The 23,970-nt window shown below is 52.3% G+C and carries 22 protein-coding genes; 9 read left to right on the top strand and 13 right to left on the bottom strand.

Going from position 1 to position 23,970, the window contains the following annotated elements:
• Positions 1–609: a phosphonate C-P lyase system protein PhnH gene (gene phnH, locus ACQ0MK_RS15595; RefSeq protein ID WP_430473383.1), complete on the bottom strand. Its 609-nt coding sequence runs from the start codon at positions 607–609 to the stop codon at positions 1–3.
• Positions 606–1,106, bottom strand: coding sequence for a phosphonate C-P lyase system protein PhnG (phnG, locus tag ACQ0MK_RS15590; RefSeq protein WP_430473382.1), 501 nt, complete (start codon positions 1,104–1,106; stop codon positions 606–608). Before phnG ends, phnH begins: the two co-directional genes overlap by 4 nt.
• A gap of 133 nt (positions 1,107–1,239) precedes the next feature.
• Here phnG and phnF point away from each other — a divergent pair, with 133 nt between their 5' ends.
• Entirely contained in the window at positions 1,240–1,953 is a 714-nt protein-coding gene (phnF, locus tag ACQ0MK_RS15585; protein ID WP_430473381.1) for a phosphonate metabolism transcriptional regulator PhnF, read from the top strand.
• Positions 1,954–1,968: 15 nt separating this feature from the next.
• Here phnF and ACQ0MK_RS15580 read toward each other — a convergent pair whose 3' ends face one another.
• The gene (locus ACQ0MK_RS15580; protein ID WP_430473380.1) at positions 1,969–4,218 is read right to left on the bottom strand and encodes a tetratricopeptide repeat protein; all 2,250 of its coding nucleotides are present in this window, start codon (positions 4,216–4,218) and stop codon (positions 1,969–1,971) included.
• A gap of 70 nt (positions 4,219–4,288) precedes the next feature.
• Positions 4,289–4,924 (bottom strand): trimeric intracellular cation channel family protein, encoded by a 636-nt coding sequence (locus ACQ0MK_RS15575; protein WP_350048106.1) that lies wholly within the window; start codon positions 4,922–4,924, stop codon positions 4,289–4,291.
• A 250-nt stretch (positions 4,925–5,174) separates the two neighbouring features.
• Between ACQ0MK_RS15575 and map the strand changes: the two genes are divergently transcribed.
• Positions 5,175–5,924, top strand: a complete 750-nt coding sequence (gene map / locus ACQ0MK_RS15570; RefSeq protein ID WP_350048110.1) for a type I methionyl aminopeptidase — start codon at positions 5,175–5,177, stop codon at positions 5,922–5,924.
• Between the two features lie 106 nt (positions 5,925–6,030).
• Here map and ACQ0MK_RS15565 read toward each other — a convergent pair whose 3' ends face one another.
• Positions 6,031–8,223 (bottom strand): malate synthase G, encoded by a 2,193-nt coding sequence (locus ACQ0MK_RS15565; RefSeq protein ID WP_430473379.1) that lies wholly within the window; start codon positions 8,221–8,223, stop codon positions 6,031–6,033.
• A 252-nt stretch (positions 8,224–8,475) separates the two neighbouring features.
• Positions 8,476–9,099: a TetR/AcrR family transcriptional regulator gene (locus tag ACQ0MK_RS15560; protein ID WP_430473378.1), complete on the bottom strand. Its 624-nt coding sequence runs from the start codon at positions 9,097–9,099 to the stop codon at positions 8,476–8,478.
• Between the two features lie 180 nt (positions 9,100–9,279).
• Here ACQ0MK_RS15560 and ACQ0MK_RS15555 point away from each other — a divergent pair, with 180 nt between their 5' ends.
• Positions 9,280–10,251 (top strand): alpha/beta hydrolase family protein, encoded by a 972-nt coding sequence (locus tag ACQ0MK_RS15555; RefSeq protein WP_430473377.1) that lies wholly within the window; start codon positions 9,280–9,282, stop codon positions 10,249–10,251.
• A 64-nt stretch (positions 10,252–10,315) separates the two neighbouring features.
• Here ACQ0MK_RS15555 and ACQ0MK_RS15550 read toward each other — a convergent pair whose 3' ends face one another.
• Entirely contained in the window at positions 10,316–11,731 is a 1,416-nt protein-coding gene (locus ACQ0MK_RS15550) for an MFS transporter (RefSeq protein ID WP_430473376.1), read from the bottom strand.
• Between the two features lie 441 nt (positions 11,732–12,172).
• On the opposite strand from ACQ0MK_RS15550, the gene ACQ0MK_RS15545 reads away from it, so the two are divergent.
• Both ACQ0MK_RS15545 and ACQ0MK_RS15540 read left to right on the top strand, forming a co-directional pair.
• Positions 12,173–13,135, top strand: coding sequence for a TAXI family TRAP transporter solute-binding subunit (locus tag ACQ0MK_RS15545; protein WP_350048120.1), 963 nt, complete (start codon positions 12,173–12,175; stop codon positions 13,133–13,135).
• Positions 13,136–13,209: 74 nt separating this feature from the next.
• Complete coding sequence (locus ACQ0MK_RS15540) at positions 13,210–14,976, top strand: TRAP transporter permease (RefSeq protein WP_430473375.1); 1,767 nt, start codon at positions 13,210–13,212, stop codon at positions 14,974–14,976.
• 100 nt (positions 14,977–15,076) lie between these two features.
• Here the strand turns inward: ACQ0MK_RS15540 and ACQ0MK_RS15535 are convergent, their stop codons facing one another.
• The 3 genes from ACQ0MK_RS15535 to ACQ0MK_RS15525 form a co-directional block, all read right to left on the bottom strand.
• Complete coding sequence (locus ACQ0MK_RS15535) at positions 15,077–15,262, bottom strand: PLDc N-terminal domain-containing protein (RefSeq protein ID WP_350041239.1); 186 nt, start codon at positions 15,260–15,262, stop codon at positions 15,077–15,079.
• Positions 15,263–15,406: 144 nt separating this feature from the next.
• On the bottom strand, positions 15,407–16,591 hold the full coding sequence (locus ACQ0MK_RS15530; protein ID WP_350048124.1) for an NAD(P)/FAD-dependent oxidoreductase: 1,185 nt from the start codon (positions 16,589–16,591) through the stop codon (positions 15,407–15,409).
• A gap of 119 nt (positions 16,592–16,710) precedes the next feature.
• A complete protein-coding gene (locus ACQ0MK_RS15525) occupies positions 16,711–17,724 on the bottom strand; it encodes a diguanylate cyclase (RefSeq protein WP_430473374.1) in 1,014 nt (337 codons plus the stop codon).
• Between the two features lie 202 nt (positions 17,725–17,926).
• Between ACQ0MK_RS15525 and ACQ0MK_RS15520 the strand changes: the two genes are divergently transcribed.
• Positions 17,927–18,889, top strand: coding sequence for a tetratricopeptide repeat protein (locus ACQ0MK_RS15520; protein WP_430473373.1), 963 nt, complete (start codon positions 17,927–17,929; stop codon positions 18,887–18,889).
• 95 nt (positions 18,890–18,984) lie between these two features.
• Here ACQ0MK_RS15520 and ACQ0MK_RS15515 read toward each other — a convergent pair whose 3' ends face one another.
• Positions 18,985–19,662: a D-lyxose/D-mannose family sugar isomerase gene (locus tag ACQ0MK_RS15515; protein WP_350048130.1), complete on the bottom strand. Its 678-nt coding sequence runs from the start codon at positions 19,660–19,662 to the stop codon at positions 18,985–18,987.
• 270 nt (positions 19,663–19,932) lie between these two features.
• Between ACQ0MK_RS15515 and ACQ0MK_RS15510 the strand changes: the two genes are divergently transcribed.
• The 3 genes from ACQ0MK_RS15510 (at position 19,933) to ACQ0MK_RS15500 (ending at position 22,534) form a co-directional block, all read left to right on the top strand.
• Positions 19,933–20,667 carry an SIMPL domain-containing protein gene (locus ACQ0MK_RS15510; RefSeq protein WP_430473372.1) on the top strand — a complete coding sequence of 245 codons (735 nt, stop codon included), beginning with the start codon at positions 19,933–19,935 and terminating at the stop codon, positions 20,665–20,667.
• A gap of 73 nt (positions 20,668–20,740) precedes the next feature.
• Positions 20,741–21,625 (top strand): rRNA large subunit pseudouridine synthase E, encoded by an 885-nt coding sequence (locus tag ACQ0MK_RS15505; RefSeq protein ID WP_430473371.1) that lies wholly within the window; start codon positions 20,741–20,743, stop codon positions 21,623–21,625.
• A 6-nt stretch (positions 21,626–21,631) separates the two neighbouring features.
• Entirely contained in the window at positions 21,632–22,534 is a 903-nt protein-coding gene (locus ACQ0MK_RS15500; RefSeq protein ID WP_430473370.1) for a 23S rRNA (adenine(2030)-N(6))-methyltransferase RlmJ, read from the top strand.
• Positions 22,535–22,604: 70 nt separating this feature from the next.
• Here ACQ0MK_RS15500 and ACQ0MK_RS15495 read toward each other — a convergent pair whose 3' ends face one another.
• On the bottom strand, positions 22,605–23,309 hold the full coding sequence (locus ACQ0MK_RS15495; RefSeq protein WP_430473369.1) for a ChrR family anti-sigma-E factor: 705 nt from the start codon (positions 23,307–23,309) through the stop codon (positions 22,605–22,607).
• Complete coding sequence (locus tag ACQ0MK_RS15490) at positions 23,306–23,896, bottom strand: sigma-70 family RNA polymerase sigma factor (RefSeq protein WP_430473368.1); 591 nt, start codon at positions 23,894–23,896, stop codon at positions 23,306–23,308. Before ACQ0MK_RS15490 ends, ACQ0MK_RS15495 begins: the two co-directional genes overlap by 4 nt.
• Positions 23,897–23,970 lie beyond the last annotated feature (74 nt).

Here is a 23,970-nt window from a genome sequence, read left to right as displayed (position 1 = left end):
TTAAAAAACCTCAACCTTGGTGGTGCGCGAAAGGGCGGCGATCTTGGTGGGGCTTGCGAAGATCACATCAACACCGCAGGGGAAAAGATGATGGTTATCGGCCCGCCAGGCATGGAAATCTGCCGTAAGACCTTTGACCTCAAGATCATGGCTGTCTTTGATGCCCGGACCCTTAAGCGTCATGGAGGGGGCATTGGTGATATCGTCGACCATCAGGATCAAAGTGGCGGATTGATCGGGATATTCGGCATTCCCCACCGAAAGATCGGTGATGAAAGATAAATCATCCTCAATCTTTGCGACGGCAAAATCAGCCTGTGTGACGTCGGTTGTAATCGGGCAGCCGCAATGGAATTTCAAATGACTGGTTGCCGGTTTGCCCGCGCAGGATGGAGACAGCCAGATGGTGGTGTCCATATCGGCCATGGCAAGTAAGGCTGCCGTGGTTGTTGCGTTCAACCCGTCAGGGGACGCAATTGCAAGTGGCAGGTCATAAATCCGGCCCGGACGCGACATGGCATCAAGCAGGATCCGAAATACCGCGTTTGAATCAAATGCTGCATGATCAAAACCCGGAAGCACTTCAGTTGTCTGGAGCTGCACACTCATTCGTCTTCTCCGCGGACAAGGGTAAAGAAATCAACTTTGGTGGCAGCAACCTTGCGGGCATGATCGCGTTTGGCATTCGCCTGCGTTTCGGCCAGATCATCGATGAAATTGCTTGCCGATCCATCACGCAACATGATCGCGTCAAACAGGGCGGCATATTGTGCCTGCACCCGGTCGCGACCTTTGACGTAGGAATGGCCGACTGTTCCGTCCGACAATGTGACGGCACAGCGTGTCACGGTCATTTCGCCAAGGTTAAAACGTTGTCCGGCCCCGCCGGCACGACCGCGAACCATCACCATGCCGATTTGCGGTTCGCGCAGATGGGTCCAGTTCTCGTCGCCGTATTGCGCAGACCACTGGGTTTCAAGAGTGATGCGTGGTGTGCGGGCGAGAACAGACATCCAGCGTTGCCGCGCAGCGGTTGCTGCATCGACAGTCTCACTTGGGTTTTGACCTTGGCCGGGCCGGTCGGTCGGGGCGGTTTGCACCGTCATCAATCTGATCCTTCTTTCCTGCAACTCGACAAATGATAAATTTGTCTAGACGTCTATACCTATTGACGTTATAAGACGATTCATCGACCTTGGCAAAGGTCTTGCAGTGAAAGTTTTGTGAACGGGGAATGTAATGGATTGGGAGCCAGGGCTATCTATCTGGAAACAAATTGAAAAACAGCTTCTGAGTGATATTTCAGAAGGTGTGTTTGCGCCCGGTGACAAGATGCCAACTGAAATGGAAATGGTTCGGCGCTTTGGGGTGAACCGCCATACGGTGCGGCGCGCCATAGCAGCACTTGTCGATTCCAACGTTGTTCGGGTGGAGCAAGGGCGCGGTGCCTTTGTGCAGGAACAGATCCTTGATTATCCGCTCGGCTCAAAAACACGATTTTCTCAGATTGTTTCAGGCCGTCATCGACTGCCAGATAAAAGGTTGGTGTCACACGAAGTGCTAAAAGCCAGTGCGGCAGTCGCGCAACACCTTGATGTTAAACCCGGCACGCGCGTGATTGAGCTTTTTTCCGTTTCCGAAGCCGATGGCGTGCCTCTTGCCGTGTCGACAAGCTATCTGCCCGCTGGCCGGTTTGACGGCATCGTCGAAATTTTCATGGAAACCAAATCACTGACCGAGGCATTGAAGCGTTTCGGGATTGATGACTACAGCCGCAAAACCACACGCATATCGGCTACCTTGCCGTCCTCACGTGTAGCAAGCCTGCTTAAACAGGCCAAAAACCGCCCGGTGATTTCGACCGAAAGTGTCGATGTTGATTTTGCAGGTGTTCCAATTGAATACGGTGTGACTGCTTTTTCAAGCGACCGCGTTCAGTTGATCGTAGAATAACTCGATGGTCCGTTGTCAACTTGCAGGCTTTCGGCACCAGAACTGATACATGCCGCGGAAGGTGTCCGGACGCTGTGTTTCGTATTCGTGCCAAAGCAGAAGCTTTTCATTTGATGACCGGTCGGAAATTGAATCCCTGAACCTGATCAGATCACCGGCGAAGGCCATCTCAAAATCCAGAAATTCAAGCTGTAGCTTTTCAAGATGCTGTTGGACCATCGGAAGGCTGAACCGGTGTTCTTGCACGTGAAAGATCAAGTCGCGAAATGCGCTCAGGCTGAAGAAATCGCTGCGACGGCTTAGCTGCTGCAGATCCAGGTGTCCTTTGGTAGCCTCTTCAATCACAAACTGTCGACACTTGCGCATATCGTCGGCCGTTGCGGAGAAGCCATGTTCTTTGACAATTCGTCGGCCTGCGACGACATCTTTGCGTGCAAGTTCGCTATATAGACCGATTTTCATGAGCCCACCTGGGCGAAGCAGCTTGGTCAAAACTTGCCAACCCGCCATAGGGTCTTCCAGGTGATGCAAAACGCCAACACATTCGACGACGTCAAAGCTCTGGTTCAAGGCAGAAAGCTCAAGGATGTCTGCACGACCAAATTCTATGTTGGTGACACCAAGTTTTTTACTTTGGCGTTGCGCATAGGCAAGGCTGCTTGTGCTTAGGTCTATTGCTGTAACGCGCGCATTGGAAAAGCGCGTTGCAGGTTGAAGCGCGTGTTGCCCGGTCCCACATCCGGCAACAAGAATCTCAGGGGAAGCAGGGGCTTTGTAATCTGCCAAATTCATGTTTAGTGGCGCTGATTGGAGGCATTCAGACACGGATCTTGGATTGGTGACCGTCGTCGTATGAATCCAGCGTGGATACGGGTTTTCTTCATATTGGGAACGGACGGCTTTGGAAACGTTGTTTGAACTTCCAGTCCAATCAGGAATGCTGTTCCGTATTGATTGTTCTTCACATGGTTCTCGAACTTGCCGGGTAAGGACTTTTTCCATGTCTGGTGGAAAAGCGCTGTCTAAGAAATCATTGGTTTCAAATACCTTAAAGAGTGGCTCGTAACAGCCAAGCAATGCGAGTTTGGCAGGGTCGATTGAATGACCTTCGTTAATTTGGTCGCGAAGATGCTGTTTCAGTTTTTCTAGTTGCGTTTCTTCTTCTTGTGAAACGAGATAAGTATATTCCGTATTGAAGCATTGCAGGGCAAGGGCGCAAACAAACGGAAGCTTGATCTCGTCAATTGGAATAGAGCTAAGCAAAATATGCTGTCGTAAGGTTGTGAGAACTTTTTCGATCAGAATATTGGTAACCGGGTAGTCTGAAAGCAATCGCAGCAGCAAAGGCATTTGTACAAGTTGGCTGATATCTTGTGATATCGTTGCAACTGGGATGGTTTCTGCGGTGACATGTCGGGCATAGCGACCAATGATCTCGCGAAAGGCAGTCTTATGGAATAAGGCGCCTGCGATCGGCATCATAAGGTCATGCGGGGCGTGATCACCTTTCGCCATTATGATTTCAAGCTTGTCTTCCACATTGCCGGCAGGTGTCGGGAGTAACCCGTTAATACATGCACAAAAGGCTGCCCAGTGGCGGTTTTCACCCGGTTCGATACAGATTGCGAGGCTATTGAATTCCATTGCCTCGCGAAAACGGTTCTGCAACTGAAATGCGATGCCAGTATCGGTTTGCAGATTGGCATCTCTGGCATTGATCGAAAGTGCCTTTTCGAAAATCAGAAGCGCCTTGTCTGGTTGATCCATATGGAGCAAAGCATTTCCATAGGATTTCAAGACTTCAACGTGCTTGGGTGCATGCGAAAGGGCGGTTTGAAAATAGCCAATTGCCTCAGAAAATTTCTGCCGGTTAAAACAAATTAATCCCAGATTTCGGTAGGCTTCTACATTGTCAGGTTTCTGCTTTATCGCGGCCTGAAAATGTATTTCAGCTTCGTCGAACCGATTAAGTGAACAAAGTGTGGCCCCAAGACTATTTTGTGCCGAGGGATTGTTCGGGTTTATTTCCAACGACCTTTGAATATAGCCGGCGGCATCCGACAACGCATTCTGCTGACGTAGGCATAGGCCAAGGTAATGCAAAGCATCCACATGTTTCGGATCTTTACCAAGGACCGACTTATACAGCGATTTAGCATCTTCCAGACGGTCTGTTTTCTGCGCAATTGTGGCGAGCTCAAACAGTTCTTCGGCTGTTTTCGTGCTATCCGTATTCATCGATCCACCGGTACCTTTATGCGCCATAACGCCCGCCTTATCTTACTCTGTAATGATGATCAGCTTTCTGCTCTTGGCTTAACCTAAGGTCTGAAAGTTAATATTCACGACCGGGACGGGCTTTATAGACCGGGAAGCTGATGCGGAACTTGATCGCGCTGGCACGTAGTATGAAAGAGGCAAAGAACGCGATTGCGCCAACCGGTCCACGCGGTAATTCCAGAATGGCGGTGCCAAGAACATAGATGCTGGCGCCCAATAATGCGCAGCTGATGTAAATTTCGGGCCGCAGGATAAGTGGAATTTCATTGCAGACAACGTCACGCACCATCCCGCCAAATGTTGCGGTGATCATGCCAAGAATGATGGCAACCAATGGTGAAACGCCAAGGTTAAGGCCAATCGCTGCCCCGGTGACACCAAACAGGGACAGCCCCAGCGCATCGAGCCAAATCAGGGCAACGTAGCGCCGTTCAACCAGATGGGCGGTGAAATAGGTAAAGATCGCAGCCCCGATACAGGTCACAAGCCAGGTCGGGTCCTTGATCCAGAAAACCGGCGTTGCGCCGGTAATCACATCACGGACGGTGCCACCCCCAATTCCGGTAAAAGTCGCGATCAGGACAAAGCCAACGACATCCATCTGTCGGCGAGATGCTTCAAGTGCACCTGTAATGGCAAAGACAGCAACTCCGGCCAGTTCAAGCCAATAGATGATCTGGATAATGGTCATGATGTCCTGTCAACTTGCCTACTGTGTGAACGGATGTTTGATTGACGCTTGTTCGTTGATTGCCGGGCAGAATTCGGAAATAGCAATAAAGTTAGTTATCCGTAAAACGACGTTACGATCAACATCTTGATGTTCAAACATTTCAACATATTGACTACAAATAGTTTTGAACCTTGATGTCGAGATATAAGTGTCTGCTGGATAAACAGGTTTTCTTGACTTTAAGGATCGGCATCGTAATAAGCAGTTTATGACAATTTCATCGGAAAAAGAACTCGACCACATGCGCCGGATTGGGCGCATTTGTGCACGTGTCCGTGATGTAATGGGGGCTGCTGCGGTTCCGGGAATTACCACGGCGGAACTTGATCATATTGGCCGCAAAATTCTTGAGGATGCCGGTGCAATTTCTGCACCGGAAAGTGAATATAAATTCCCCGGTGCAACATGCATTAGCGTGAACGAAGCTGTCGCGCATGGCATTCCCGGCGATCAGGTTCTGGCCGATGGTGATCTGGTCAATATTGACGTATCGGCGTCTTTGGATGGGTATTTTTCCGATACCGGGGCCAGTTTTATCTGCGGGACGGCAAAGCCGGAAATTGCCAAGCTTTGTGATGATGGAAAAAAGGCCATGTGGGCGGGGATCAAGGTGGTGCGCGACAAAGCACCAATCCGTGAAATCGGCCTTAAGGTTGAAAGTTTTGCCCGCAAAGGTGGCTATACCCTGATCCGCAATCTGGCCAGTCATGGGATTGGAAAATCCCTGCATGAGCATCCCCACACCATCCCGACATGGGATGACCCCAAAGAACGTCGCGTCCTTAAAAAGGGGCAGGTGATCACGATTGAGCCGTTTCTGTCCTATGGCGCGAAATGGGCGGTCGATAGTGAAGATGGCTGGACGCTGTTTGCCGATACCGGCGATGCAACCGTTCAGTATGAACACACTCTTGTCGTCACCAATAATGGCTATGAGATCATGACGCTGGCTGGATAAGCCAAATAAAATGCTGCGCTTTATGTTGCAGCATTTTTTGCAATGAAAAAGCCGCCTGGATCAACCGGACGGCTTTTATTTCGGGTCAGTTTAATCGACAGATCGATCAGACGCCGTATTTTGCCTTGGCTTCGCGACGACGTGCGTGCAAGACCGGTTCGGTATAACCGTTTGGCTGTTCGCGTCCTTTAAACACAAGATCACAGGCCGCAGCAAAGGCAACATTGCCGTCAAAATTCGGTGCCATATTGCGATAGGTCGGATCACCGGCATTTTGTTTATCAACAACCGCTGCCATGCGTTTCAGGGTTTCCATCACCTGTTCTTCGGTGCAAAGCCCATGATGCAGCCAGTTGGCAATATGCTGACTTGAAATGCGAAGTGTTGCGCGGTCTTCCATCAGGCCAACATCATTGATGTCGGGCACTTTGGAACAGCCAACGCCGCTATCAATCCAGCGGACAACATAGCCAAGAATACCTTGGGCGTTGTTGTCGAGTTCTTCCTGAATTTCACTTGGCATCGGTTTGATATCGCCAAGGCGCGGGATTGCCAGAATGTCATCAAGGCTGGCACGTTCGCGTTTGCCGATTTCATCCTGAACCGCACGAACATCAACCTGATGATAGTGAATGGCGTGCAGGGTGGCGGCCGTTGGGGACGGAACCCATGCGCATTTCGCACCGGCTTTTGGATGACCAATCTTGACTTGCATCATTTCGGCCATGCGGTCCGGTTTGGCCCACATGCCTTTACCGATCTGGGCAACGCCTTTCATGCCGCACTGAAGACCGACATCCACATTCCAGTTTTCATATGCTGAAATCCAGTATTGGTCTTTCATCGCTTCTTTGCGAACAACCGGGCCTGCTTCCATGCTGGTGTGGATTTCATCGCCGGTACGGTCAAGGAAGCCTGTATTGATAAACACAACGCGGTCCTTAGCCGCACGGATGCATTCTTTAAGGTTCACGGTGGTGCGGCGTTCCTCATCCATGATGCCGACCTTAAGCGTGTTTTCCGGAACGTTAATCGCACCTTCGACAAAGGCGAACAGGTCACTGGTCAGTTCGACTTCTTCGGGGCCGTGCATTTTCGGTTTAACGATATAGACGCTGCCATGGCGCGAATTGGCCAGTTCGTTCTTGCCTTCGACGTCATGCTTGGCAATCAGGCCCGTGATCATGGCATCAAGGAAGCCTTCAGGGACTTCATTGCCATTGGCATCGAGAATCGCATCGGACGTCATCAGATGTCCGACATTGCGTACCAGCATCAGGCTACGCCCCGGCAGAACAACCTCGTGACCATCAACACCCTTATAGGTGCGGTCCGGGTTGAGGCGACGGGTGACGGTCTTGCCACCTTTCTCGAATTTTTCTTCGAGCGTACCTTTCATCAGGCCAAGCCAGTTGCGATAGGCCAGTACCTTGTCTTCGGCATCGACTGCGGCGACGGAATCTTCGCAATCCTGAATGGTTGTGACGGCCGATTCCATGATCACATCGCAAACGCCCGCAGCATGTTCCTTGCCAATCGGGTGGGTTGGATCAATGCAGATTTCGATATGCAGGCTGTGTTTCCGAAGCAGGATTTCAGAAAGCGCGCCGTTCTTTTCATTGTAACCAATGAACTGGGATGGCTGTGCCAGTGCGCTTTCACTGCCATCGGACAAGGTCACAACCAGCGTCCACCAGCCTGAACCATCGTCGCGGACTTCGTATTTGGTGACGTCGGAATGATGCCCGGTTGCAAGCGGTGCGGCTTCATCAAGGAAGTTCGCGGCATAGGCAACCACGGCAGCACCGCGTTTCGGGTTAAAGCCCTTGGTCTTTTCCTTGCCGTCGGCATCATCAATGACGTCCGTGCCATAAAGCGCGTCATACAAGCTGCCCCAGCGGGCATTGGCGGCGTTAAGGGCATAGCGGGCATTCATCACCGGCACGACAAGCTGCGGGCCAGCAACCCGGGCAACTTCCGGGTCAACATTGGTGGTGCCGATATAGAAATCATCGCCTTCTGGCAGAAGATACCCGATCTCGGTCAGGAATTCTTTGTAGGCGGCCGGATCGCGGGGCTGGTCCTGACGTGACAGATGCCATTGATCAATTTTGGCCTGAAGATCATCACGTTTGGCCAGAAGCGCTTTGTTACGTGGGCCAAGGTCGGTGACGAGTTTTTCAAACGACGCCCAGAACTGATCAGCATTGATCTCCGTTCCCGGAATGATTTCGTTGGCAACCAGATCATGCAGAACTGCAGCAATCTGAAGGCCGCCTTTTTGAATACGTTGGGTCATGTTTTCTCTCACCAGACTTGGAACCTTCGCGGGGGCCCGGATGCACCCAACCGACGGGGTGCGTATCCATAGAACTTTTCCGCGCTATCATTTGACCCAACATATGGGCAGGAATGCCGGTGGGTCCACAGCAGGTTTTGTTATTTTGGGATGTTTTCCGCATTATGGAACGAAGTCCATTAAGCGCTGCACATGCGAAAGATCGCTGAATTTCCCGATCAACGCGCGTTCTCAGACCAAACACAAATCCGACTATTTCGCGGGACTCGCGGGTCTGTAACGCAACCCGTCAATCAAAAGGTCTACCATACGTCGTGTATGGTCCGCACCATCGGCGTCTGCCGCAACGGAAAGATTGCCAATTGCGCGAAGCAAATCAAATGGCGCAATGCCTGCGCGAATTTCACCGGCATTGACGGCGGCGTTAAGCAACGTATCAAGCGCAGGTTCAAAATTGGCCCGAAAATAGGCGGGTAAGGCATCAAAGGCCGGATCCCCAGAATGCAGGGCGCTGGCAAGACCGCGTTTGGTCGTCAAGAAGGCGGTGTAACGACGAAGCCACAGTATGAGCGCATCGCCCGGCGTGTTGTTCGCGGCCAAGGTATCGGCTTCGGCGGTGCAAGCATCAACCTCACGGCGGAAAACGGCGGCGACAAGGTCAGATCGCTTGGGGAAGCGGCGGTAAAGTGTGCCGACTCCAACCCCGGCCTTCGCAGAAATTTCCCGCACAGGCGCATCCACCCCCGATTTTGCAAAGATCTCTTTGGCGGCTTCAAGCACGGCATCTTCATTACGCTGTGCGTCAGCACGGACACGTTTTTTTTGCGACATATCAATGCCGTGTGGGGTTGCTTCCCCTTTTTCTGCCTCGGCCAAATGCTTCTCCATGTGCTGTCAAACAGCAATCATTCCGCATTACTTCTTGATAAACGGATCAGTGTTCCATATATGAATTTCGTAAACGGATCGATGTTCCATTTGTTTCTGGATCAATGTTCCGCTTCGACGTTATAGGCGAAACTACAGTTCTTTGCCACGAAAACCAGGAGTTCCCCCTTGAACAATCTTATCACCGCAGCGACGCATATTCCTTGTTCAGAGCCGTGCCAAACGATCTCTGTCAGTCCGGTCATTCTTGATGCGCCGAATCGTGGATTGCCGATCGCATTGCGGATTACGGCACCGGTCACAGGTGATCGGCTTCCGATCATTTTGCTATCTCATGGTCATGGACCGTCGCTTTATATTCCGTCAAAGGATGGATATGGGCCGCTGGTGGATTTCTATGCGGCGCATGGATTTGTTGTGATCCAGCCAACGCATGCGAATTCAAAGGTCGCTGGTCTTGATCCAAGCGCGCCGGGTGGTCCGTTATTCTGGCGATCAAGAGTGGCGGACATGAAACAGATCATTGATCAGCTTGACGAGATAGAGGTCGCTGTTCCGGCGATTGCAGGGCGTCTGGATCATAGCCGGATTGCGGCAATCGGACATTCGATGGGCGGCCAAACGGTTGGCATGTTGCTGGGCACCCGACTAACCGACATATCTGATGACACGGCTATTGATGTGAATGTGATTGAACCGCGCATTACCGCAGGGGTTCTTCTGGCGGCACCGGGCAATGGCGGTGACAGCCTCAGTGATTTTGCGCGTGAAAACTATACAGCACTGAATCCGGATTATTCACATCTGAGCACAAAGACACTGGTTGTTGTGGGCGACAGTGATGTGAACCCGAACCTGACCACACGCGGTGCGGCTTGGCATACGGATTCCTATCATCATGGGCCGGGGGCGGATGCGCTATTGACCTTAATTGGTGGAAAGCACGGCCTTGGCGGCGTGGCAGGGTATGACGCAAAGGAAACAGATGATGAAGATCCTGATCGTCTTGCCATCGTGCAGCGCATGACATGGGCTTACTTGCGTTCGACCCTTTATGATGGCGATCAATCTTGGTCGTTGGCGTGTGCGGCACTTAAAGATCATGCCAACGCCCATGCGTATGTTGATCTGAAATCATAAGATCGATCAGATCAAAAGCATTCAGGCTGCCTCGCCTATCGAAGAGCAACCTGAATGCTTGATCTTAGTTCTTTTTGGGTATTTCGGTGGTTTTGTCCGGACCATCTGTTCCATCGACGGGGACTTGGCCAAAATCATCAGGATGGGCGGTGCCATCAGGGGTCAGAAACGCGTCAGGATTGTCAGCGGCTGTGTTTTCGTCGGTCGTGCTGGCCGCGACGATCGGGTTCCCGTCTTCATCGGTTTCATCCGTGATCGGGGACAGCTCGAACGCCATTGGCGTTGTCCGGGGAACGGCAACGAACTGCCCTTGTTCTTCGATGCTGATACGACGGCCAAAGCCAGCACGGTAAATTGCAAAACTTGCAACAGAGATACCAACGATCGAAAAGAAGACCGGCATGGCCCATGGCCCGAAATACCCAATCGCCGTACCGCCCAAGAGCGGGCCAGATGCCGCAGATCCACCATAAATGATCAACAGACCACCCGATGCCGGAACGATGTCTTCGGGATTAAGGTAGTCATTCACATAGGCCACTGCCAATCCATAGATCGGCATGATGAAAACGCCCGTGATGCCGCCCCAAAGGGTCAGGTTTTCACGGACAATTTCCGGGATGGCAAGCGGGATCAGACCACAGACACCAAGACCCAGCAAAACGACAATCATGACATATTGGCGCGGTACCATGTCCGACAGCTTGCCAATCGGGAACTGCATGATCATGCCGCCCAGAATGACAAAGAACATGAAATAGGCAACGTCATTGGTCGCAAGGCCAAGGTCGGCGGCAAAGACCGGACCAACACCATAAATCGCACCGGACAATACACCGGCACCTGATGCGGCAACAAAACCAAGCGGGGAAATTTTATAAAGGCGGCGGAATGTCATGCGCTCGCCACTCACAGCGGCAGGCGGTGGCTGACGGGTCAGGGCAAGCGGCACCAATGAAAGTGACAGCAAAACAGATGCGACGGTAAAAAGCTCAAACCCGCTGATCGGCGAGACATTAAGCATTAGCTGACCAATCGCAAGACCGCCAAGTGATACGGTCATATAAATCGCAATCGTGCTTCCGCGCGACGTATTGTCAGATTGTGCATTCAGCCAGCTTTCCACCACCAGATACAAACCCGACAGGCAAAGCCCCGTCATGGCGCGGAAAAGCGACCAGGTGATTGGATCAACAAAAACCGCATGCAGCAATGTGATGGCCGAGCCGGTCGAAGCAAGGGCGGCAAAGGTCCGGATATGACCAACCCGGTTCACAAGACTTGCGCCCCAGATGATCCCGGCGACAAAACCGACATAATAGGATGCCATGATGATACCGGTATAGATCGGTGCAAACCCCTCGGCCGAGGCACGCAGTGCCAGCAGGGATGATTGCAGGGATGAGCCCGTGTTAAGTGCAAAGGCGGCAAAAAGCGTTGCAGACAATGCAATAATCATGGCGACCGGCGAACGCGGCATGGCTTCCTCGTTAGGTTTTCGGTAAAGCAGGTCTACCCTGCGGCAATGGCGTGAAACCTGTCAATCCTTACAACACTTTGATGTGGAAGGATTAACCGTGCATCTTGGCTCTAACGCCGTCCTGCATAAGAAGTTCCATTAGAATTCGTAGGCTTCCTTTAGGCCCGAACCTTGCCCGCGAACAGCGTCGGTTTTGCACAACTGGCATGTGAAAACCGGACCGCTTTGCGGTATTTTATGCCATTGGGCTCCTGCAAATCGGTACAAGCCGCTTGACCTTGAGCAGCTTGATGCTTTCTATGTCTGGGAAATTGGTTCTTTTTGCCAAAACCTTCCTGCAACATGGTTGGATTTTGCGTTTATCGCCATCAGCGGACCGGTTCGCCCCGAAGTTCGGTAGTCAAAGCCGACCTGCGAGCCACCACACAAGGGGAGGAAACCTTGAAAATATTACGTACATTCGGCGTTCTCACTGCCGGCATCATGGCCCTGTCTGTTGCAACAGCAGCACAGGCCGAAACCCGTGTTACCCTGAAATCGGCCAAAGCTGCTTCATCTTATTATCAGATGGCCGCCCAGTTCGCCGAAGCAATGAAAACCGGCACCGATGGTGACGTGATCGTCACGGTCGAAGAAAGTCAGGGTTCGGTTCAGAACGTCATGGAAGCCATGGTGCGTTCGGGCAATTATGTTTTCACATCTCCCCCCGGTCTGGTTGGCTTGGCCCAAAATGCCAAAGGTCCGTTTGAAGGTCGCCCGACTGAAAAGTTTCAGGAAGTGCGCGCCCTGTTCCCGATCCCGTCTTTGACCATGCATTTCGTGATGCGCGCGGATTCCGGCGCAACCGATTTCGCCGGTCTTGAAGGCAAAACCATTCTGTTGGGCAAGGGATCCTTTGGTGCAAGCGAAGGTGAAAAATACCTCAACCTGTTTGGTCTTGAAGGTAAGGTCGAACTGGCCGATGCCGAACTTTCCAATGCGGTTGCTGCCCTTAAAAACGGTCAGATCGATGGTTTCGTAACGGCTGGTTCATGGCCTGCACCAAACGTGATCGAAGCTGCTGCCGGAACGGATGTGACTGTTCTGTCCTTGTCAGATGAACAGCTTGCCCTGACCAAACGCGACAAGACGGTTATTCCGGCAGGTACCTATAGCGGACAGGATTCCGATATCACCACGGCATCGCTTTCGGTTGTGGCCTTTGCCACCACCCAGATGGATGACGAAACAGCTTATCAGTTGACCAAAACCTTTTGGCAGCAAAAAGCAAAGATGGGTGAAAGCTCGTCCTGGTGGAACGGTGTTGCACCGGAAATGCTGGGCAATATCGGTGGGAAAATCCACGCAGGTGCCCTGCGTTATTACGCCGAGTCAGGCTTCCCGGTCCGTGATGATCAGCGTTAAGGCCTGATCCATCCAGAAAATGACAGGCCCGGCAGTTTTGCCGGGCCATTCTTTATCAAACAAACTGAACAAACATGTCGGCCATTTCTCGCCCCTTCTGGATTATTCTTGGTGCAATTTCGATTGCATTCCATCTTTGGCTGATTTTTTCAGGCCTCGTCCCCAATCTCGTCAGTCGTCCAATTCATATGGCGCTTGCCCTGCCATGGGCGCTGATCTTTGTTGCCAAAACCCGACCGCAATACATATCGGGCTTGATCCTGACCATGATCGGTTTGCTGGGGTGTGGCTGGATTGTCTGGAACCATTCAGCCCTGTCTGATCAATACGGGTTCCTGACGGGGTATGGGCAGATCGCAATGGCAAGTGCGTTGCTGATCGTGGTTCTGGAAATGGCCCGCCGGGCAATTGGCTGGCCTTTGCCAATGGTTGCGGCCATCGCACTCCTGTATGCGCTGTTTGGCGAATATGTCCCCGGCGAGTTCGGCCATGGGGGCCTTCCGGTCGAAAGCATGTTGGGCACATTGACGATTGCCGAAGGGGGCCTTTGGGGCAGTTTGACCGGTGTTTCGGTCAGCATCGTTGCGATCTTTGTTATTTTTGGTGCTGTGCTGAATGGCGGTGAAGCCGGGCAGGGCTTTATGAATGTTGCCGGTGCGGCGGCAGGTCGCCTGAAAGGCGGGGCTGCCAAGGTGTCGGTGATTTCATCGGCTTTGTTTGGCTCCATCTCCGGGTCCGCATCGGCCAATGTTGCCTCCACCGGCGCCATTACGTTGCCTGCCATGACACGCCTTGGATATCCCAAGCGCCTTGCCGCTGCAGTCGAAGCCGTGGCGTCATCAGGGGGCCAGATCATGCCACCTTTGATGGGGGCCGGGGCCTTTGTCATGGTCGAGCTGACCGGGCGGCCCTATGTCGATATTATGGTGGCGGCAATTTTGCCTGCGATCCTGTATTTTCTGGCGGTCTGGGTTGGCATCAATGCCTTTGCCCAGCGCTATGAACTTCCGGGTGTGCCTGAAAATGATCGGCCGACTGTTCGTGCTGTCGTTATCACATCCTGCTTCTTCCTTGTGCCGTTTACCATTTTGCTATGGGGCATGTTTGGCGGGGGATATACGCCGCAATATGCCGCCTGCCTTGCCTTGGTCGCAGGGGCGGCCTTGTTGTTCTTTGATGGCAATCTGAGCTTTAGCCTGATGCGGGCAAAGGGGCGGTTTTCTGATGTCTGCCTGAATGCCGGGCGACAGGTGGCAATGATCGGATCGATCATTTTATGTGCTTCCATCGTGATTGGTGTGCTTGGCCTGACCGGGCTTGGGGTCAAGATCACCTCGCTTTTGCTATCGGGCTCTGGCGGGATGTTGTGGCCAGCATTGCTGCTAACCGCACTTGCCTGTCTGATCTTGGGTATGGAAGTCCCGACCACAGCAGCATATGTGATCTGTGTTTCGGTCGCCGGGCCTGCCTTGATCGAACTTGGTCTTGATCCATTGCAGGCACATCTGTTTGTTTTCTGGTTTGCCTTGCTTTCGACCATCACCCCGCCGGTCTGCGGGGCGGTGTTTATTGCTGCAGGCATGGTTGAAGAAAACTGGCTTAAGGTTGCCGGAACCGCCATGGCACTTGGCATCGGGCTTTATATCGTTCCGCTGGCCATGGTGGCCAATGCGTCATTGATTGATCTTGGCAATGATCCGGTTTGGGCAATTGCTGCGGGGATCAAGGTCGCCGTTGGCTTGACCGCCATTTCCTTTGGTCTGATATCACCGCGTCCGGTTTTGGTGCGGATCGGGCTTGCCGCAGTCGGGGCTGTCATGATTTTTGCCGCAGGTGTCTAAGGCACTTTGCCTTCAAGACGAACAGTTCTGCGCACAACACAAAGGCCGACAGAAATCTGTCGGCCTTTGTGTTTATTGGTACTGTCGTGATGGTTTAAACTTAAACCCGTCCGCTTCGTGGACCGGCAAAGAACCAAATGATCAAACCCAGAACCGGCAAGACAAGAACAAGAACGGTCCAAAGTACTTTTGACCCGGTGCTTGCCCCGCTGCCCATAATATTGACGATTGCCCAGATATCGGCAATCAGGATCAAAAGACCGATAATTCCACCATATTCAAACATGTTCCAACCTCGTGTTTGTTGCAGCGGTATTGAAGACCGCGTTTCACCATAAACGGTTGAAGGACATAGTTGTTCCCGTGCGGTGAAATGCACGGATTAATATACAGCATGAAATATGGATATTCTGTGTATGGTTTTGTTTGCTTAGGCAACCTGTCCCGCAGACCAGCCCGATGACCATGCCCACTGGAAATTAAATCCGCCCAGATGGCCGGTCACATCGACAACTTCGCCGATGAAATAAAGACCCGGCACATCGCGGGCTTCCATGGTTTTTGATGATAGGGCGTTGGTATCAACTCCGCCTGCCGTGACCTCGGCCGTGCGATATCCTTCGGTGCCACTGGGCATCACCGCCCATTGATTGACATCCATGGCAAGTTTGCGAAGTGCCTTATCGCCGGTTTCGCCAATCGGGCGTTCCAGATCGTGGCGCGCCGTAATCATCTGGGCAAGACGGTTGGGCAGGATACGTGACAGGACATTGTGAACAGCCTGTTTCGGGCTTTCACCCTTGGCCGTTTTCAAAAGATCAAACGCGTCTTCTTCAGGATTGAGATTGACCGTAATGTTATCGCCTTCATCCCAATAGGATGAAATTTGCAAGATCGACGGGCCTGACAAACCACGATGGGTAAACAGCATTCCTTCGCGGAACTGTTTCTTGTTGCACTGAACCACGGCATCAACCGAGATACCCGAAAGTTCCCCCGTTTTTGCCCGAAGGTCAGGATCAAACACTAACGGCACCAAGGCAGCCTTGGTCGGAATGACTTCAATGCCAAACTGACGGGCAATCTGATAACCAAACCCGGTGGCGCCGATCTTTGGGATCGAAAGGCCGCCACAGGCAACAACAAGGGATTCGCAAGTCCATTGCGCGCCAGTTCGGGTGGTGATGTCAAACCCGCTATCATCGCGGCGGATGATGTTGGAAATTTCCGTGTTCAGGCGAATTTCGACATCGGATGCATCGCATTCATCGAGCAGCATGTCGATGATCTGGAATGATGAGTCATCACAGAACAATTGACCCAGTGTTTTTTCGTGCCAGGCAATGTCGTAGCGGTTCACGAGATCAAGAAAATCATGCTGGGTATAGCGTTTCAGGGCGGAAACGCAGAACCGCTTGTTTTGCGAGATGAAGTTTTCCGGGCTGGTGTGGATGTTGGTGAAATTGCACCGTCCGCCGCCGGAAATACGGATTTTCTCGGCGGGCTTTGTTGAATGGTCAACGACCACGACGGATCGACCGCGTTTGCCTGCTTCGATCGCGCACATCAGGCCAGCAGCACCGGCACCGATGACAAGGACATCAATTTTTTTCACGTAAACCAGACCAGTTTGAATTCGATAACTTGGCCTGCCTTATACGGATAAACGCAGCACTTGTCAGCGTCTGACAATGCAAGGCCCTATGCGCCAAATACAGGCCCTTGGTTCTGACCTTAGGCCTTTGCCGCAGATTTTGTAAAGGACGCCAAAAGATCATTCTCGGTCATGACCAGATTGCGGCCACTTGATTTGGCAAGATAAAGGGCCTGATCAGCCCGTTCGATCATGCGTGCAAGCGGTTCGCCGAGTTGGTAACAGGCAACCCCGACCGAAACCGTGATCTTGCCGATAACTTCGCTGCGATTTTCGCTTATTACATCAAGCGCCTCAACCGTATGACGGATGTTTTCGGCAAGACTTTCAGCATCTTCAAGCTTGGTGTCAGGCAAAATGACGGCAAATTCCTCGCCGCCATATCGGGCAGTGATGTCACGGCCTTTGACACTTTGCGTTAATGTGTTGGCCAGTAAACGGATGACTTGATCGCCAGCCTGATGGCCAAAACGGTCGTTAATTTTTTTGAAAAAATCTACATCAACCAAAAGCATGCTCATCTCCTGACCATTTTCCATTGCGGCCATTGCAGCATTACGTAATCGTTCGTCAAATGCTTTGCGGTTGGCAATGCCGGTCAAGCCATCGGTCAGGGCTTCGTGTTTCATTTTTTCAAGATCATCGCGTAATTTAGAAACTTCGCTCGATGCTTCATCAAGACGATCTTCCAGATGATCATCTGCATCGTCTTGATAAATGGTTGTGCTTAAAACCGCGTTCAGAGCATTTTTTACGCCAGCAAGATGCGCGAGCGTACCGTCCTTGGAAAACTGATCAAGAACCTGATCAATCTGATTGCGTAAGTCAGTACTGAGTGTTTCGATGATTTCCTGTTTGCGGGGCTGCTGGAAATAGCGTTGATAAAGCTCATGGCACTGCAGATCATCAAAGTCGCGTTTGTTGCTGCGTAAAATGTCGATGGCCGTCACCAGACTTTCGTCCGATTTTTCGAAATAGGCATAAAGAACCGAAAAATTGACCGGACTCGCGCTGAGCCCCAGCTGGTCAATTAGCGCCAGCGTTTGCCGCGACAAAACACGGGATTTTTGCCTGTATTCACGTTGCTGGGGCATTGTTCCTATCTAAAAGGATAGTGTGTGATTTGCCATTTTCTTATGTAAATGGTGCTGTGCGAAGATTCTACCCCCGGTTTCTATCAGAACATCACTCAAACGGATAGCATTCTTGGGTTGCAATTTTATTGGTTTGTTCAAGCTTGTCCGATAGCTTCGTCCTCTGCGGAACGGATTTGATACGGATAGGGAAGGCAGGAAAATGCCAAAACAACTGAGTTTGGGTGCAATTTTCACGATCATGATCGGCTTGCTCATGTGTGGAAATGCGGCTACGGCACAGGAACAAGACTTATCCTCTGACAGCAACGTGACAGTGCAATCCGTTGAAGCAGCCCCGGCAACGCCGCCGCAGATTGATTTTCGCGCATTATCCGCAGACGAACGTTCCAACATGCCGCCCTTAATGGAACGGTATGTTTTGGATGAATTGAAAAACCTGCGAACCGAAATGCAGGGCATGCGCGCGGAGCTTCTGCGCGAAGTGGTTAACCGGCAGCTTGAAGCAATCGATAAGGCCATTTCCTATTCATCGAATACTGTCACCTATTTCTTCTATTTTGTTGCCGCAGTCGGTGCGCTTTTGACCATGCTGGGATGGCAGTCCCTGCGGGAGCTAAAAGGCAGCGTGCGTAATCTGGCCAATACCGAATTGCAACGCCTGTCCGATGAATTTGAAGCACGGCTGTCTTCGCTTGAAGATGAATTGCGACTAAAATCCAAAGTGATCAATGAACATCAGCATGAGATCGAGCGCACCCAGACCATTCATGCGCTGTGGCTTCAGGCAAATCAGGTGTCCAATCCACGTGCTAAAATTGAAACCTATGACAAGATTTTGGAATTGGCACCGGGTGACCCGGAAGTCATGGCTTACAAAGCCGATGCTGCCCTGCAATTAGGTGATCGTGACTGGGCGCTTAGCCTGTGCAACAGGTTGCTGGCCGAGGCACCCGAGAGTGCTAATGGCCATTACCAGCGTGCCTGTGCCAATGCCGGTCTTGGCTTCCGCGAGGCGGCTCTTGCCGATTTGCAGCGTGCGGTGGAACTTTCGGAATCCATGCGTCATCCGGCTTGGACCGAAGAAGAATTTGAACCATTGCGCGATATGCCCGAATTCGAACAAATCCTTGGCGACCACACTGAAATACCGCCAGCCGAGTAAGACCCGCCGAGCGTAATCTGGACTGGAACATGAAAAGGCCCCGCAGCATGATCTGCGGGGCCTTTGTTTGATCGGATAACGAAACGGCGGCTGAATTATTCAGCAGGCAGTTCGTTCCAAAGCGGGTGGATTGGTGCGACGTCTTCGTCGATTTTGGTAAAGCGCGCATCGCAATCAAAGAAATAGTTATCCGCCAGATCATCATTGACCTGTGAGACTTCACCGACAATCACCGGGCCTTTGCCTTCCTGCCCATAAAACCGATGCACAAGGGTGCGCGGCAGGGTCACACTTTGGCCCGGCTCCAAGACAACCTTGCCGCCAGCGGGCAGGATATTAAGCTTGCCATCGGTTCGAACATGAACGTCGTTCACGCGGTCCATTTGGCCATCTTCGGTCAGGTTGCAAAGCTCAATCACCAGATTGCCGCCGCCACGGACGATGATGTCTTCCATCTTGACCTTGTGGTAATGCCACGGGCATTCCTGATTTTCGCCAACGATCATGATTTTTTCAGCATAGGGCACTTCGCCCGGCTGACGCAGGATGCCATTACGCAGGCAAAACAGGATCAGGCCACGGGTTTTGAAATTGCCTTCGCCATAATCGGTCACGTCCCAGCCCATCTGATGGCCGCGGCACCATTTCGCAAGATCAGGTTCGCTATCCCACTGTTCGGGGCTGTAATGCGCCCATTCAGGAAGTTTGAACGCGATGGATGCGTAAAGTTCTTTGGCGTGCGTGATGCAGGCATTGATTTCAGAACGCAGCATGGATGACCTCTTGTGACGTTTGCGGGCATATGGGGTGTTGGGGCCAGAATGTCCTGACCTTTAAGCTATGGTAAACTATGGCGGCGATTTTAACATGGGCCGATCAACAATGCGACAGTTTTTGAATGCATTCAAATGATGCGATCAATCAATGTGGACTGATCATCTTCTGCCTCTCTATCGCCGCTTTTTCTGTTGATACAGTCAAATCAAGGATAAGCTTTATCACAGCGATTTTCATCCAACGGATGTAAGGGTAAGGGGTCACGTATGACGCAATCATCAGGCTTTGCAAAAGTTGTCGCCGCACTTCTTGTCGGAGGCGGGCTTGCCGCATCAGGCTGGCTGGTCGGCAATGGTCTTGAAAATATGCGGTCCCTGGATCGCTTTGTTACGGTCAAGGGATTGTCGGAACGCGATGTGAAGGCCGATAAAGCGGTTTGGCCGATTACCTTTGTTGCCACCGATGACTCGTTGCAAACCGCACAGGCCAAAATCGATGCAGATACCAAGACCCTGCTTGATTTCTTGGCCACCCACGGGATTGCCCGCGAACAGACCGAATTACAAAACCTGCAAGTAACCGATCAACTTGCCCAATCCTATCGATCAGGGCCGATTGAAAGTCGCTATATCGTCAATCAAACCATTCAGGTCCGTTCCGATGACGTCGATGCCGTGGTTGGCGCGTCACAGGATATTGGCAAATTGCTGCAAGGCGGCATTGTTCTGGGCGGGCAGGGGTATAACCCCGGTCCAAGTTACCTGTTCACCGGATTGAATGATATCAAGCCCGATATGATTGCGGCGGCGACGGAAAATGCCCGCGAAGCGGCATTACAGTTCGCGACGGATTCGGGTGGGCAGCTTGGCGGGATCCGGCGGGCGACACAGGGGCTGTTTCAGATTTTGGCAGCAGACGGTGCGCCCAACATGAACGAGGCCGGTCAGATCAACAAAACAGTCCGGGTTGTGACCACCATGGAATATCTGATCCGCGATTAAAATTTGGAAGCTGTCCCGATCATCACGCGACCGATCTGTTGACAGTCGCGTCAAAGTTGGTTTTATGCGCGCCATGGCGCAATTGATCCTGTTTAACAAGCCGTATGGCGTTTTGACCCAGTTTACCGACCGTGAAAACGGTCGGGAGACTTTGGCTGATTATATCAATCTGCCCGGTGTCTATGCCGCCGGTCGCCTTGATCGAGATAGCGAAGGTCTTTTACTGTTGACCGATCATGGGCCGCTCAATGCCCAGATTGCCCATCCGAAATACAAGAAACCCAAAACCTATCTGGTGCAGGTCGATGGCGAGCCGACCCAAGAAGCCCTTGAAGCTTTAAGGTCCGGGGTTGAGTTAAAAGACGGCATGACCCTTCCGGCCAAGGTGCGCCTGATTGATGAACCGGCCAATCTTTGGGAACGCGATCCGCCGGTGCGCTATCGCAAGGCCATCCCGACCAGCTGGATCGAACTCAGCATCACCGAAGGTAAAAACCGACAGGTGCGGCGCATGACGGCAGCTGTAGGCTTTCCGACCTTGCGCCTGATCCGCCATGCGATTGGGGATTGGGTTCTGGATGGCTTGGCGCCGGGTGAATGGAAAGTCATTGAAGTTGACGCCCCGCCGGCAACCCATCGCCGTTTGTCCCCCGGATCGGCCAAACCGCCGCGCAAGGATGAGTTGCCAGATGCGACCGGGCTTGATGCAAAAGAGGGTGGCACAGATCGCGAAGATCAACCGCGAAAGCCGCGCCGTCACGGCGGCTATAAACCGGCACGTCAGCGCAACAGATCACAAAATACGACGGCCGAAACCAGCGGTGAACAGTCCCTATCGGGGCGGAAAAAACCGCATGCCGGTGCGCGGGGCAACGCAAATGCCAAGCCCGGTGTCGCGCATAGTAAACAAAATGCCGGAAAGGCGGGCCGCAATCGTTCGCGCCCAAAGAAAGGATAAGCCGCAATGTTAAGTTATTTGCACGGTTTTCATGCCGGGAACTTTGCCGACATGCATAAGCATGCCGCATTGTGGTTGGTCCTGAACCATCTTCGCAAAAAGAATAAACCGTTCTGCGTGATTGATAGCCACGCCGGATCGGGCTGGTACGATCTTGGCAGTGCGCAGGCGGCAAAAACCGGCGAGTGGAAAGGCGGCTATGCCTTGGCAAAGGCAGCATCTTCATCCTCAGATGTGCCCGAAATGCTAAAGCAATATCTCGATCATGTTGCGGCGTTTGATCCGACCGCCAAGGGGCGGGATTACGGTGTCCGCGAGGGTGATGAAGTTGATTATACCGGGCCGTTTTATCCGGGTTCGCCGTTTATTGTGCGTGAAATGTTGCGCGAAGAGGATGAGTTGATCCTGATGGAACTTCATCCACGCGAATATGACGCCCTGTATCACCGGGTTAAACGCGATGGACGCATCCACCTGCATAAGCGGGATGGCTATGAAGGATTGGTTGCCATGATGCCGCCCGCCATTCGTCGTGGGTTGGTGTTGATGGACCCGAGTTATGACGTAAAGCAGGACTATCAAAAGGCGATCAATGCAACGCAACGCGCACGGGAACGCTGGCCGACCGGGACTTTCATGCTGTGGTATCCGATCCTTGAAGACGGATTTGATGCCGAAATGCGCAATGCATTCGGGGCGATCAAGGCATCGGGCGGGGTGCTTGCCGCTGAGATTTCATGTGATCAAGGTGGTGCAAAAGGCCGGATGCGAGGGGCGGGATTGCTTGTAATCAACCCGCCTTGGCAATTTGATCAGCAGCTTGGCGAGATTGGAAACTGGTTGGCCAAGACCTGCAAGTTACCCGGACCGGGCAAACACACAATCAAATGGCTGGTTGCTGCTGAATAAAGAAAAGCCCCAAAGGCCAATGACCTTCGGGGCTTTCTGCGTTGGGACGCAGGGTAAATCGTGATCGACCTTAGATGCCAAAGAACGGTTGCAGCAATTTTGGCAACAGTCGATTAAATCTCATCGGGGCATCGGTCGCGATCAGACAGATGCATTCTTCGGCGGTATCAGCAATCGGTTGATGATCAATATCATCATCAAGATCGGCAACATCACCTGCCCGGAACCGACCGATTTCATCGATATAGGACCCTTTGATCAACAAGGTCATTTCATGGCCGTGATGCCCGTGATCGGGGATTGAAACACCCGGTGCGATCTTCATCAGGCGCACGGTGCCCTTGCTTTCAATCGATTTCAGTTGGAAATGCTTCACACCCGGTGCCAGCGTCTTCCACGGAATATCTTCAAGCGATGTGACCCCGACCGGCAGCAGTTCTGCCAATGGACGGGGGATGGCGGTTATCGCACTTCCGGTGATGCTTTCGCCAACCGCAATCTTGCGCGGCGTGACAACTTCTTCGGGCACGATGTTTTCATTGGCGGTATCGCGTTCAAGCATCGCCATCACGTGATCAAGCGAATGATCCGCCATTTCCATCGTGTTGGTGGTTTCAAGTGCGGCACCGGCCATGGTTTCAAACCCGCTTACCTTGCCGCGGCAATGCGGGCAAACGGTCATGTGGGTCGCGACCAGAAGTTCCATGGCCTGTGACAGCGAACCACCGGCATAGTCCATCAATGTCTGGTCGGTTGGATGATGTTTAATATTCATGCGACACTTTCCAGCCCGCCACGCAGCTTGCCAAGGGCCAGCCGCAAGCGGGACTTTACTGTTCCCAACGGGATATCAAGCCGCTCGGAAATCTCGCTGTGAGAGCAATCTTCAAAAAACGACAATTCTACAACTACCTTCTGATCGGCGGGCAAATCCTGCATCGCTGCTTTGACCAAGACGGCTTCCTGATTGCGATTGACCACTTCGTCGGCCAACGGATCCTCGTCAATGATCAAAGTCGGGTCAGAATCATCCACCTCGATATGTTTGCGTTGCCGGAACCTGTCAATGCGCAGGTTCCTGGCAATGGTAAAAATCCATGTACTGGCAGCAGCCTTCGCCGGATCATACAGATGGGCTTTGCGCCAAACCTGCATCATTGCTTCCTGTGCCAGTTCCTCGGCGGTTTCAGAGTTGCCGCCAAACCGGAACATGTAGGCTTTTACGCGCGGTGCAAAATGCGCAAACAGTTGCGCAAATGCATCCCGGTCACGGGACGTCGCAACAGCAACGATCCAGTCGGCACACTTTTTCGCCTCGACAGGGTCCGTCGGTCCGGGGCGTCTTGTTGTTGTGCCGCTCATTCTGATTTCTGGTCCCCTTTGGGGCCGTGCCAAGATCATGTTCATCATACAGATCGTACGGCGGCCGCTTGCAT

The sequence above is a fragment of the Thalassospira lucentensis genome (assembly GCF_050516545.1).
GTDB lineage: Bacteria > Pseudomonadota > Alphaproteobacteria > Rhodospirillales > Thalassospiraceae > Thalassospira > Thalassospira lucentensis_C.
Note: the sequence above shows the minus strand (reverse complement) of the source record. Positions and strands in the feature narration are given on the sequence as shown.